This window comes from Streptomyces sp. NPDC021212 (genome assembly GCF_044332925.1).
GTDB lineage: Bacteria > Actinomycetota > Actinomycetes > Streptomycetales > Streptomycetaceae > Streptomyces.
The window spans coordinates 207,918-221,949 of record NZ_JBIRPZ010000012.1 but is presented as its reverse complement, the minus strand read 5'-3'; the positions used below and the strand labels follow the sequence as shown (position 1 = coordinate 221,949).

Here is a 14,032-nt window from a genome sequence, read left to right as displayed (position 1 = left end):
CATCACACCGCGGGACCTCACGCCGCCCACCCCGCGGCCCGCCTGGGCGCTGCCGCCCGGGGGCGGCCCCGGGCACACCTACGGGATCGGTGGCCGGGCAACGGGCACCGTGGAGCCCGCCGACACCCCCGCCGCGCTGCCGACGGCCACCGAGGAAGCCGAGGACGCCACCGCCACGCCGCTTCCGGATGACGGCCGCGACGACGGTCTCGACGACGGCCGTCAGCAGGCCGAGACCATCGCGCTCGCCCGGGACGAGCACACCCAGGCGCTGGAACTCCTCGCCGAGGCCACGGAAGCCGTCCGGGCCGCCACGGCCACCGGCCCGGACGCCCCGGAGCGAGCAGCCGCTGCGGAGCTGCTGGAGGACGCCCTGGCGCGGCTGGAGGACGCCGTCACGCGGCTGTACGACCTCGGCCTCCCGCCGGCCGAACTGGCCGCCGCCACTACGCCCGGGGACACCGCCACGGACCTGGCCCCGGCCCTGGGCGACGAACTGCGGGGATGGCTCGCCGGCCAGGTGGAGGCCGAGGACCTGGGCAGCGGCGCGCCGCGGCTGGACCCGGCCGAGTTCGTCACCCCCGAGGAACTGCGCGACGCCGGAGGCGAGCTGACGCCCGCACAGGACTTCGAAGCCGTGCTGGGCGGCGGCCGGTTCCAGGCGCGGAGCGTGTCCCCGCTGGACCAGGTGCGGCTGCTGCTGCGCCGGCCCGGCCCGGGGCCGGACGGGCTCGACGTGGTCGCGGCCGACGTCTCGCGGCGGCTGTGGCGGTCGGCGTACGAGGCGTTCGCGGCGGCCACCGCGACGCGCGAGAGCACGGCCCCGCAGGACGACGCGGCCCCGCAGGACGGCACCGGGGCCCCGGACGGCGCGGCACTGGACGCCGCCCGCGCCTGGGAGCTCGCCGCCTTCCTGTTGCTTCCCGTCCCGGCGCCCTCGGCGCAGGCCGACGCCCGCTACGCCGGGGACGCGTTCCGTCAGGCCGTACGGGACGTCGCCGAGCACCTGCTCGACCACGGGCCGGACGCCCGGTCGGCCGTGGAACTGGCCGACACACTGCGGCGGGAGCTGGGCCTGCGGCCCCGCTGGACCGAGGCCACCGCGCCCGCACCCCGCCCCCGGCCGGTGGCGGCGTCGTCCGGGGCGTCGTCGGACATCGACATGCGGGACATCGAGACGTCGTCGGAGTCGGAGTCGGAGTCGGAGTCGGACGACGACATGCCGGACGCCCCGGACGCCCCGGACGAGACGGGGTCCGAGTCCTCCGAAAGCTCCGAGTCCTCTGAGTCGTCCGATTCCGAGGACAGCCTGTTCTCGGACGATTCCCCGTCGTCCGCGTCCGAGTACAGCGACTCCGACTCCGGCTCCGATTCCGACAGCTCCGCGCCGGCGTCGAAGCCCGCCTCCCGTACCGCGCTGCCGCCCCAAGCCGGGGTGTGGTTCGCACGGTCATCGACCGCGCTGTCCGATACCGCCCCGGCGGACGTGCGGCTGCTGGCCCGTCGCCTCGCCCTGGCCGGCTGGCGGAACCATCAGGCCGGGGCGCCGCTGCCGGAGCTCGTCATCACCGGCTTCGGCAATGACGTACGGTCCAGAGCCGAGCTGCCGGCCCGTCAGGAGATGGCCCGGATACGGGGTGAGCGACGCGCCCGCGCCGTGTACGGGCACCTGGTACAGGAGCTGGGCATCGCGCTGGCCACCCTCCAGCAGGACATACCGGCCGGCCGCCCGCGCCTGGGCCCGCACCACTTCGGCATCCGCAAGCACGGCCTTCCCGACGTCCCCGCCAACAAGAACGTCTCCACGGCCCCCCGGCCCACGCTCATCCGGATCACCACCGCGCCCCGTGCCAAAGCGGCGGAGACCCTGGACCTGCTGCGCCGCCGGGAAAGGGGCCTGCGCCACGGGCCGATGGACGTGCCCGCACTCGCCAGGCGCATCCTCCACCTGCCCGAGAGCGCGGCCGTCGACCAGGACGTCCGGAACCAGCTGTTCGACCTGGTGCTGGAGGCGGACAAGGCGGGCCGGGCGACCAGCCTGGCGGCGCTGGGCGCGTTCCACGCCCAGCAGCAGGGCGTACTGGATGACCGGCATCGGTTCACCGACTCCCTGCGCCCGGGCCAGCACGCGGGCCTGAACTGGACGGGCTCGGGCACCCGCGAGCTGGACACCGTCACGGTCGATCTGGCCGAGAAGGACAAGAAGGGCAACATCACCGGCCTGGGGCTGAACGACCAGCCGTGGGAGTTCGACGAGCCCTCCTACGTCGTGGCCGCCCCGGGGGACCGGGACAAGATCGTGGTGCCGTGGCCGGACGGGACCACCCGGGAGCTGGGCGTCGAGGAGTTCGCCGAGCTGCTGGCCAACGACCCGGCGCTGTCGAAGCTGACGAAGGACGTGCCGATCGTGCTGGCCGTCCCGTACGTGGGCCGTGGCCTCCTGTACCTGGCGCGCCGGCTGGCGTTCCGCACCGGCCGCCTGGTGTACGCGCACAGTGGCGACGTGGAGCTCATCGGCGACCCGGGGAAGCCGGCGAAGGTCCGGGTGGTCCACCACGAGGGAGCCCCTCAGGGCGACTGGGTGCCCAACCCCCCCGACCTGGACCCCGGTTCCGTCGACGACGTGCCCGACTGGCACCACGACGTGGAGACCTGGGCCATCGTCAGCAAGCTGACCCACAAGCAGGTCGGACGCGCCGCGTTCGAACCCTCCGACCTGGCCGGAGAGCGTGAGGAATACCTCCGCCGCATCGACCAGATGACGGCGTTCGCCCACTACAACCCCGCCACGGGCGTCTACTCCAAGCGCTTCACCCCGGCGGACCCGGACGAGGCGGCCCCGGCGGTCTACCAGAGCGTCCACGGATACCCGGGTGGCATCGACGTGCCGCTGCGGGGCGGCGGTAGCCGCACGCTGGACGGTCCCGAGACCCAGCGGTATGCCCGCGCCCGACGCAACAGCCTGTCCGCCTTCCCCAAGGAGTGGTGGGCCGACCTGGAGATCTGCTGGGCGGGCTCGCCCCGCGACGCCCGGGTGCCCCGCGGCGACCATGCCGCCGAGGGGTTCCCCGGACCGTTCGTCGCCGACCCGCTGGAGGACGTGCCCGTCGGGCAGCTCTACGCCAACGGCCTGCGCCGCAAGGTGCGCTGCACCGTCCGGATCGTGGCGTTGACACACGACGGCGACCAGAAGCGGGTCTACTACCGCCTGATGTACACCGACGCCGAGGGGCGGCGGTCCGCGCGGGTGAAGTTCTTCCCCGAGCCCAGGGCCGCCGAGCTGAACCGCCGGGCGCGGGCGATCGGTCTCAGCGGCCCGAACGGACGGGTGTCCGGACGGCAGCGGCACCGGACGCTGCGTCTGGTGCGGGCGCTGAAGCTGGTGCTGGGCAACGAGGTGGACGACGCCGTACGCATCGAGAAGGACCCCGAGTACGCCAGGCTGCTGCGCGGGGCCGCCGCGTTGGACCGGATGTGGCACGCCGACGGGCGGTTCCGTGCGTCGGGCCCGTTCACGATGGACCTCTTCCACCGGATCGTCGCGGCGAAGCTCCCGGCAGGCCGGACGCAAGCGCGCCGGGCGGACTACCGTGCGGTGCTCCTGGAGGCGGCGAACGCGGCCGAGGGCATGCGCCTGAGCGACTTCGTGACGCTGCCGCCCGCCGTGGACGCGGCGAGTTCCTGGAAGAGCGGTCTGACGAACGCGGACTGGGACGACGCAGTCGAGACCATGCTGGGGGTCACCGCCCCCAACCTTGACGACAGCCACCGTTCCCGGGCGTTCTGGGCCCGGGTCAAGACCCACGAGCTGCTGGACCAGCCCGGTCCGGACCTCGACGGGCTCGCCCGGAAGGCCCTCCACCTGGAGGCGGCCGACCCGGTGAGCGACGCGCGCCGGGACGAGCTGTGGAGGCTGGTCGGCAAGGCGTTCGCGCGCGGCCGCGACGCCGCCGATCCCGATGTGCTGGCCGCGTTCCACCTGGAGACGTTCGGGCCCTTCGCGCCGGCCAACCGGCTGACGGACCCGCTGCTGAACGGGGAGAACGTCGGGAACGACTGGTCCCTCGGCACGAAGATCAGCCGTCTGGACACCTCCAGGATCCAGACACCCGACGGCCTCGTCGACGCCCCGTGGACCGGTAAGGACACCAACGGCGAGAGCCGGGCCGAGCCCTTCGTGGTGCGGGCGGCCTACGAGCCGACGGACCCGGGGGCCCTCCGGGTGCGCTTCGGCAGCCAGCCACGCGTCTTCCGGGTGCCGTTCGCGGAGTTCGTGGAGCTGATGTCCTACCACCCCGACCTCCTGGACCGGGAACTCAACGGCGCCCTGGTGCTGGAGATCCCCGGCCTCTACAGCTCCCGACTGGCGGACATGCTGAGGAGGCGGCTCGGCCACCCCGTGACGTTCACCCTCGGCTTGACGGGGATCGCCCGCCCCGGCGGGACACAGCACCCGGTGCTGTCCCTGTCCCCCTCGCCGCGGAACGCCAAGCCGACCGCCAAGAGCTGGCACATCAAGGAACCGGCGCAACCCATGCCCCCCACGGACGGTCCGCTCCCGGTCCCACCCGTGGCCAGCGGCGGCCCCTCCCGCCTGACGGTTCCCCGGACGCGCCCGCAGACGCCACCCCCGAGCGGGGAGCTCGCGGACGGCGGGCAGGACGGGCAGGACGGACAGGACCCAGCCGGTGTGGAGGCCGAGGGCTCCGTCGGCCTGGACACGCTGCCGCCCGTGACCATTCTCGCGGCGGGGATCCCGGCGACGCCCCCGGCCGTCCTCACGGCCGCTGATCAGAACCCGGACTCGGACCCGGACTCGGACCCAGACTCCGAGCCGGACTCGGACCCGGATTCCGACCCCGAGCCGATCCCGGACCCCGACTCGGATTCCGGCTCGGACTCCGATTCCGGCGCGGAGTCGGACTCGGACTCCGACACGTCCGAGGAACCCGACGACGAGAGTCCCCTCGTCACCGGTTTCGGCCGCGGCCACCGGGGGCTCCTGGGGTCGGTGCACCTCATGCCGTTCCCGGAGGAGACCCTCACCTGGGTGCACGCGCAACTGAGCCGGACGGTCCGGGCCGAGGCCGCGGCCCAGCTCCGGCAGGGTGAGCTGGAGGCGCAGGACCCGCAGGACATCGCCGCGCTGGAGGAGGACATCGCCGCCCAGTACTCCGGCGACGAGGTGCTGGACGCCCTGCCGTACCTGCTGAGCGGCAAGGGGATGTCCCGCACGGTGACCTACCGGGGCCGGAGGTACCAGGTGTCGCCGCGGCTGGAGCTCTTCGGGCACCGGCCCGCCCCCACGATGGCCGACGACACGCCCGAGGGCCGCCGGGTACACATCGAGGAGCGCAACCGGACCGCGGTCGACGCCGGCGACACCAGCAGCACCGGGAACGTCCGGAGCCTGCCGCTCTCCTACGGCCGCACCTGGCTGGTCCACGACCCCAGGAACCCGGCCGTGGCCTCGCAGACGTTCACCCCGAAGCTGACGCTGACCCACAATCAGCAGACCGTCACCATGACGGTCCCGGAGAACTACACGGCGATGTCCGCGCTGGCGTTCTCCTCGGAGCCCTCGCACGCCTACGACTACGGGATGAGCTGGCAGTTCACGGCCGTACTGGCCGGGCCCGCCACGGCGCCCACGCCCCACGCCGAGGACGACTGGAGCGACGCCGAGACCTCGCCGGGCCGGGTCACGGCGTGGTTCCCGCACTACCTCACCCAGGCCATGCCGCCGCGCCCGTTCGGCCCGGTGTCCCCGCACGACATCCCCGCGGACCCGCGGACCGTCACCGAAGAGCTGCCGCTGCACCGGATGGACACCATCCACGACCCGTCGGAGCTGCTCGACGCGTTCCTCGCCGCCCCGCAGCTGCGTCCGCATCTGCGCCGCATGTCGGACGAGTCGGCCGCCGCGCTGCGGTCGTTCCTGGGCGAGAGCAGCCGACGCCCGGGCCTGCTGCTGATGCTGGCCGGGGCGTACCCCTCGCCGATCCTGCTGGACCACAGCGGTGCGCCGCTGGGCGTTCTGGAGGTCTCGGCGCGGATCAACTCCTTCAGCCCCGACGCGCTGGCCAGGAGCAGCAAGAAACTGGTCCTGGAAAGCGACCTGCTGCACACGGTCGGCGCCAAGACCACGCTGACGGTCTCCAACGCCGAGAAGGCGGAGTTCACCCTCGCCACCACCTTCCAGGGCGCCGCAAGCCCGGACGGCAACTTCGTCTTCGGCGGCGGCTACAAGCACCAGCGGTCGCGCACCTTCAACTCCGGCGGCACGGCGTACGACTGGTTCAGCCTGGTCAGCGAGAACCCGCATCTGCTGACGGACGCGGACATCACGTACACCGCCACGCTCGTGCTCCCCAAGGGCGGCCGGACCGCGCCCTTCGTGCTGCCGAGCCCCCGGGGGCAGTCCATGCGGGTGCCGACGCAGGCCGATGTGACCGGCACCCCCGTGGAACCCGGCCAGGAGCAGTACCTGCCGCCGGAGCTGGCGGCCCTGCGCGCCCTCGGGGTCGACGCCACTCCGTTGAAGGTCACCGGCACCAAGCCGCTCTTCGACCAGCTGGAGACCCTGCTGCGCAAGATGGGCTTCCTGGCGCCCTCCACTCCGCAGCGCCTGGACTGGCTGAACGACAACGCGATCCTGATGGCGTGGCTCGCCAACGCCTCCAAGCTCACCATCGCGCGTTCCCAGATCGGGCTGCGCGGCGCGCTCGGCACGATCATGGACGGCGGTCATCCGCTCTACTTCGATCTGCCCCTGGAATACGGCGTCTGGCGGGTCAACGCGGACCTGTCCGTGGTGCCGCAGGCCGGCACGTCCCCCGTCCACCGTAAGAACCTGCCGGGCTGGTCGCTGATGAACGCCAATGGCATGGGGGTCGCGGGCAGTGAGTCCAGCAGCTCCAGCCAGTCGCTGTTCGGCAACGTCTCCGCCGAGATCAGCGGCCCGGCCCCGCACAACTGGACGGTGGCGGGCGGCATCCCCGCCAGCGCCTCCGCCACCCGCCAGATCACCGGCGACACCTCCGGGTCCGCCGCCGGGTACAGCCTGGACCTGCTCACCTACGCCCAGTCCGGGCTCGGGGTCTTCGACATCCCCGGAACCTTCACCATGCCGGTGTACTCGGAGAACGGCGACACCCCGCTGGCGACGTTCACCGCGGACGGCATCGTCTCCCTCGCCGTCCCGCTGAGCCGCACCCTCGGTGCCCCGCCCGCCCCGCTGGGCCCGGTCACCATCCGCCGGGCCAAGGGCGAGGACTTCCGCAAGGCGCGGATGGCACCGGACGCCGAGGGCAACCGCCCGCAGGACGTGGTGCTGCTCCCCGGCCAGGCCCATGTCAACCTCGCGATGGGCAGTGGCGCGCTGACCACGGCGTTCCGGCAGCTGCTGGGCGGCGTGGACCCGGAGGCCAAGGAGCCCGGCGCGCTCGCCCGGATCCTCCAGTGGGCGGCCTCCCACGGCTCCGACCTCATCGACAAGCTGCCCTCGGCCATCACCGCGTTCGCCGAACCCGCCCACTGGCTCAAGGACATGACCGTCGGCAAGTCCATGACGGACGCCGAGAGCCCGGTCCAGGAGATGCTGCGGGCCGCGTCGTCGTCGACCAGTCTGATCTCCCGCTCGCCGCAGATCTTCCGCGGCGTCTACGTCGTCGACGCCGACGCCTCGGGCTCGTTGGTGGGCACCGAGATCCAGGGCGAGATCCGCGGCTACCTGCACAACGCGGTCTACGAGGGGACGGGTCGCCCCAGCGACAACCCCGACGCCGCCACCTACGCGGAGAACGACCTCACCAGCACCGACTCCTCCTGGCGCGGCACGACCTCCGGCCGCTCCGAGCAGATCGGCACCAGCCTGACCGGCTCGCACACCGGCGAGCGGCCCGGCAGCGTCGCCGGCAGCGGCGGCCGGAACACCGCGGTGACCCAGAGCCGGACGGACACCGACGCCGCGTTCACCGACCGGATCACCGCCGAGGCCCATGCCAAGGACCGGTTCCACGGCTTCCGGGTGGACGCCACGTACCTCGTCCTGCTGCGCAAGGGCCACCGCAACGCGGTCGCGAACGCGGTCGGCGTCGGCCCGCACAGCTCGGTGGCGTACGCCGTGACCGTGCCCGGCGGCGTGGTGTTCTGGGCCACCGAAACCCTGGTCCGGCAGGATCCGCGGCTCGCGGCGCTGGCCGGTCTGGAACCGCTGCGGCTGCCCATGGACCGGCTGATGCCGCGGTACTTCGCCCGCGCCGGCGGCCGGTCGCTGGGCTTCGCCACCGTGCCCGAAGCGCTGCCGGCCGGCTCGCTGGACGAGTTCACCGAGGCGATCCGCTCCGCCGTCGAGGGCGAGGCGCCCGGCTCGCTCATTCCGGGGATGGGCCGCCATGTCCGCGGGCTCGACACCCGCATCGCGGAGGCCGGCGCCGTGACCGGTATGCGGTCGCTGGCGTCCTCGGGCGCCGGTCACTGGCGGCGTTTCCACTTCCCCTACCGGGGGCGCACCGGTCTGCACCTGGTGGAGGTGGCGCTCAACGCCCGCCCGGCGCCGGGCACCGACCTGGCGGCGCTGCGCGGCGCGCTGCTGGCCTACTCGGGCATGGAGAACATCAACTCCGCCTCGGCCAGTGCCCTCACCGTCGCCGCCTCCCGCAGCACCGGCTTCACCCTCACCCTCAGCGGTACGGGCGGCTTCACCCTCACGCCGGGCACGGAGCGGACCGGCAGTGCCGGGGGCACGGCCTCCTTCACCTCCGCCGGCACCCGCGGCACCTCCCGCACCGTCACCAGGAACCACCAGGAGTGGCCGCGCACCTTCCGGCCCACCGCGCAGTTCGAGGTACCGTACGAGTTCCGGGTGGAGGTCACCTCGACCCGGCTGAACGACTCGGCGCTGGGCTTCCTGGCCAACCGGGCCGTCTCGGTGGGCCAGCTGGTGGAGCGGCTGCTGGACGGCGCGGTGTCGGCGGCCGACACAGCCGGGCTGACCCGCTGGATGGACCGGGCGCTCGGCCGCGACGGGGCCGCCCGTACGGCCCCTCCGGCGCCCGCCCCGGCGCCCGGCACGCCCGCCACCGTGACGCTCCGCTTCCCCGGCAGCGAGGCCCCGCGGCGGCGCGAGGACGGCACCCCGGAGCTGCCCGCCCCGCCGCCGGTCCTCATCACGCCGGACGTCCACCGGGCCGATCCCCGGCCCACCGCCGCCCCGGTGGGCGATCCGGAACGGGACCGGCTGTCCGGCACCGACCGGTGGACGCCGACGCAGCCCATCACCGTCTACGACTTCGACGCGATGGACGAACTCGCCGACGCGCTGCGCGCGGTCGACCCGGAACTGCGCGGCGAGGGCCTGCCCAAGACCTCCACCTCTGCCGAGAACACCATGCGCCGCATCGGCGACCTCATCCGCCGGGGCAAGATCGAGCTGACGCCCGCCCAGGCGTCCCGGTACACCGGCAAGCAGCCCTCCGGCGGCTCCGCCCGGATCGGGCTCGCGCTGTACCGGCCGCAGATGGAGACCTCCAGCCGGGACGTGCTGTCCCAGCGGCTGCGCACCACCGTCGCCACCTACGCGACCACCGGTAGCCGGACGCTCAGCCCGTCGGTGACCGCTCCGGTCAAGGGCGGCCTGACCGGCGACAACACCGACACCCTCGCCGGGACCGTGCCCGTAGCGGGGGAGAACACCGCCCTGGGCCAGGCCACCGGGGGCACGAGCTTGCGCCGCGAAATCCTCAAGTACGGCACGCCGACCTCGGAGAACCCCGAGGGCGAGCCCGACGACAGCGGTGTGCTCGGCTACACCCTCACCGCCCACACCGTCCTGGAGGTCAGTGGTCCCAAGGGCACCCGCTGGGTCACCGGCAACCTGGTGCTGCGCCCCACCCTGGAGGACGTCCTGGGTCTCGGCATCACCCCGGCCCGCCCGTCGCAGGGGGTCTACGACGCCCCGGCCGCCCTGGCCGAACGGGGCATCGGCGACTGGCGGGCGCAGCGCCCCGAGACGATCGGCCTCCGGCTCGCCGAAGGCTTCGCCGGCCAGGACGCGCGGCCGCAGGTGTGGCTGGACGCGGGCGAGGTCACGGCCGACACCCGGCGGACGCTGATCGCCGTACGCCGGGCGCTGCTGGACGGCGTCGACTCCGACGAGGCCCTGAACACCCGGGGGGTCACCCTCCCCGCCGACATCCGGCTCGCCCTGGAAGGGGCGGCCCGCGCCGCCGACGCCGCACAGCGGCGCGTCGAACTCGTCCTGCGCACCCTCGGCGGCCCGGTCCACCTGCCCTTCACCCCCGGCCCGCTGCACGGCTGGGCCTCCGAGCTGCCGGTGCCGTCGGTCGAGGTGACCGAGCCGGTACCGGAGACCGTGGTGACGCCCCCGCGGAACGAGCCGGCGCCGGACCGTACCGCCGGCACCAGGCTGGTCACCCCCGTCGTGGCCCGTCCGGTGCTGACCCGGCGGCAGCTGACAGGAGTGGCGGACCGGCTGGCGGCGACCATTCCGGCGGGGCCGTTGTCCGTACAGCGGTGCCTGCGGCTGGTGGCCGCTCTCCGGGACGCGCTGCACCTGGGCGGGGTGCGCATCGCCGGCACGGTCGACGACGCGGCGACCGTCCCGGGCCCGGGCGCGGCGGCGAGGAGCCTGGTGGCCGGGCCGGGCTGGCGGCCGGTGCGGGCGTGGGACGAGGTGGCGCGCGCGGTGGCGAACGCCGGGCCGGGCGCGGTGGCGCTGGTGCTGGCGCGGCGTCAGGGCGGTGCGCTGGGGCACGTATGGGCCGCGTACAACCTGGGCGGGCGGAACCGTGTGGTGGCGCTGGACCCGTCGGCCCGCGAGGGCCGCCGGGTGTCGGCGACGCCGCCGGACATGGCGCCCCTCCAGGCCCAGGCCGTGGTGATCGACCGGTCGGGGCGGGTCCTGGAGAACGCGCTGCCCGGGTTCACCGAGTCGACCTCCCTCGGCCACGCGCTGGTCGACCGGCCCGTCGAGCACGAGTACGGCGCCCTCGGCCTGGAGGTCGAGGAAGCTCACATCCTCCTCATCGCGCCCGAGGAAGGGCCCAGGACGGTGGCCACCGGCCCCGGTGTCCGGCTCGTCATGGACGCCAAGGGATTCTGGCGGGACCCCGACACCGGGCAGATCAGCCCGGAGCCGCCCGAGGAGCCGCAGGGAGCGCTGGGGACCGCCCCGGAGGACTACTACTTCGCGCGGATCGTCGCCGATCCCACGGCCGCCCCCGCCGGAGCGCCGGTGATGTCACCGCAGGAGGCGCTGGCCCGGTCCCAGTCGGCGCTGCGCGACCTGGGCGTCCACGACTTCGACGACCCCATCAAGCTGACGGCCCTTCTGGACGGCATGCCGGGCTGGGAGGCCACCGAGTCCGGTCAGTCGATGAAAATCGTCCCCCAGCTCCCGGACCGTCCCGATCTTCTCGTCCTCAAGGAGGGCACCGGGGCGGAGCTCCTGGCCTTCGGGCCCGGTGTCGCCCTCTTCACCGACAGCATGACGTTCTGGCGCGACCCCGCCACCGGGCGTCTGCTGGAGCGGAAGCCCCAGGTGGCGCCGGGAGCGCCGCAGCCCGTCCCGGAGAAGCACTACATCACGGAGTTCGTCCTCGACCCGATGGCCATGCTCGGGGGAGAGAGCCGGCAGTCCGAAGAGGAGGCGCTGGCCAGGCTCGACGTGGCCATGCGCGCCCTGGACCGGACCAACGAGCGCGGCTTCACACCGCTCCCCGACCTCCTGGCGGACCTCGACGGATGGGAGGTCACCGACGTCGGCCGGCGGACCGTCGTCGCCCCCCACACCCCGGATCACCACCACCGCTCGTACACCCAGGCCACCCCGGGCGTTCCGACCATCGGCCTCAGAGCGCTTCAGGAGCTCGCCGCGAAGCGGCTGTCGGTGGAGGTGTACCGGCCGGTGGTCGACACGGCGAGGAACTTCGGACAGCTCATCGCCACGGACTACCTGCGCGACGTCATGGGGGGCGGCGTCCCGGCGGACTACTTCCCGTTCCTTCCGTTCCTCTCGGCCATTCCGGAGGTCGACGAGATCTGGGGGTACGGGGGACTGCTGTTCAGCCATGTCGCCGCGCGGCCGGCCGCCGACATGTGGCCACCGCCGGCGATGCTGACCAAGAACCTGCTGCCGGTGGCGGGCCGGCATCCGTTCGACCGCGTGCTGCGGGCCCTGCGGCCGCGCACACGGGAATTCCTCGACGCCCACCACGACGAGATCACCCAGATCTTCACGGAGGCGCTGACCTCGGTCCTGCACACCTACCAGGGGTATTTCCGCCAGCAGATCGAGGACGGGGTTTTCGACACCCCGACCGCCGACGCCCCCGCGCCCCGCGAGCACCTGACCGCCACCTTGACCGGGCGCACCTCCGAGGGGAAGACCGTCGGCCAGTACCAGACCGTCGGCATGGAGGACTACCCGGTCCTGGACACCGACGAAGGCCGGCTGGCGGTCGCGCTGCTCCTGGACGAGCTGCGGCACTACGGGTTCGGTAACCAGTTCATGACCCGGGAGGAGATACGCCGAGCCGTCGTCGAGTTGTCGGTGCTGATCCGGAAGTCCTATGAGCGGGCGCTGAGGCACTCGGCTCCGCTCTCCCCCGAGGTGCTGCGCCTCGCCGTCACCAGCATCCTGACCAACCCCGTGGTGCGGGCGTTCCTCCCCTTCCTGAACCTGGCCCGGACGGGTGTGCCGCAGGCAGGCGGCCCGGCCCGGAAGCTGCTGTCCGTCTCCGACACCCAGGCCGCCGCGGAACGACTGGGCTCCTACGCCCTGGGAACCCCGCTCACGGCCGACGGACACCGGTGGCTCCAACACGTGGTCCGCACAGCGGCCGACGTCCTCGGCCAGGTGCCCCCGGGGGAGCAGGCGCAGGTCCGGCAGACCGTCGAGGGCGCGTGGCAGGCGCTGCACATCCTCGCCGATCCCTCCCGGACGCCCCCGGTGGTGCCGATGGCCCCGGAGATCGTCGCGGCGGACGGCACGCGGGTGCCGGTGGATCAGATGGAGGGGGTGAAGCACCGGGACCGGGAGGGGAAGCCGGTGGCCTTCTCCTCGCGTCCGGCGGGGGACCGGGACGGCCGGGAGAACACCTACGGACTGCTGCCCCAAGTGCGTCAGTTCACGTATCAGCTCCGGTCCCAGGCGTATCAGACGCCGAACGGGGTGGTGGTGCCGGAGAGCGATCCGCTCGCGCTGCCCTTCGCCAAGGCGTATCTCGTGGACATCGGTGGTGATGGCGCGCTGGCCGAGCTGGGGATGCGGGACGGTTCGGGCAAGGCGTTCGACTACGCCCGGGGTGTGGACTTCCTGTACGCCGCCGATCCCGATCTGGTTGCCCTGGACGCGGAGACGGCGGTCGTGGTGACGGGTGCGGATGTGGCGGGTCCGGCGCCGTTCGATCCGCTGGAGCGGCCGATCGCGGGCCAGCGGTTGGCCAACTGGGCGGGCTGGGTGTGGGCCACGGGCAGTGGGCGCCGGCCGGTCATCGTCCCCGGGGACGGTCGTTTGGGCCCGCGGTTCCAGCTGGCCGAGGGTGACTGGTGGGTGGGGTTCCGTCCGGAGCTGTCGTCGACGGAGCGGGTCCGGCTGGCGGAGCGGGTGACGGGTGACCGCGGGCGGGCCGGGGACGTGCTGCGGTGGGTGCGGGCGATCCGGCTGGTCTACGGGCCGATGCTGGAGGAGGACACCGCGGCGTTCGAGGCGCTGCTGCACGGTTTCCGGGCGCTGGACGAGGAGCGGGCGCTGCGGGGCGACCGTTCCCCGCTGACGTGGCGGGGCCTGCGGCAGGCGGTCGGGGCGTACTTCGCCGGACTCGGGACCCAGATGCCGCCGCTGCCGCAGGCGCTGCCCTTCGCCATGGTCTCGGCGGCCGGCTCCCTCGGGAGGGTCCTGGAGCTGTCCGGGTTCGACCTGACCCAGCGGTACGCCGGCCTGCGCGCCTGGGAGCCGGCCACCGGCCCGTACGGGACACCGGCGCCCACCCACGGGGCCAACCGCTGA

Annotated in this window: 1 protein-coding gene (running past one end of the window); it reads left to right on the top strand. The window is 73.6% G+C overall.

The window, feature by feature from the left end:
* Window positions 1–14,032: the 3' end of a lonely Cys domain-containing protein gene (locus tag ACH4SI_RS30565; protein ID WP_398301306.1), read on the top strand. 37,031 nt of this gene lie to the left of the window's left edge; only the last 14,032 of its 51,063 coding nucleotides appear in the window; its start codon lies off the left edge, out of view; the stop codon is at window positions 14,030–14,032.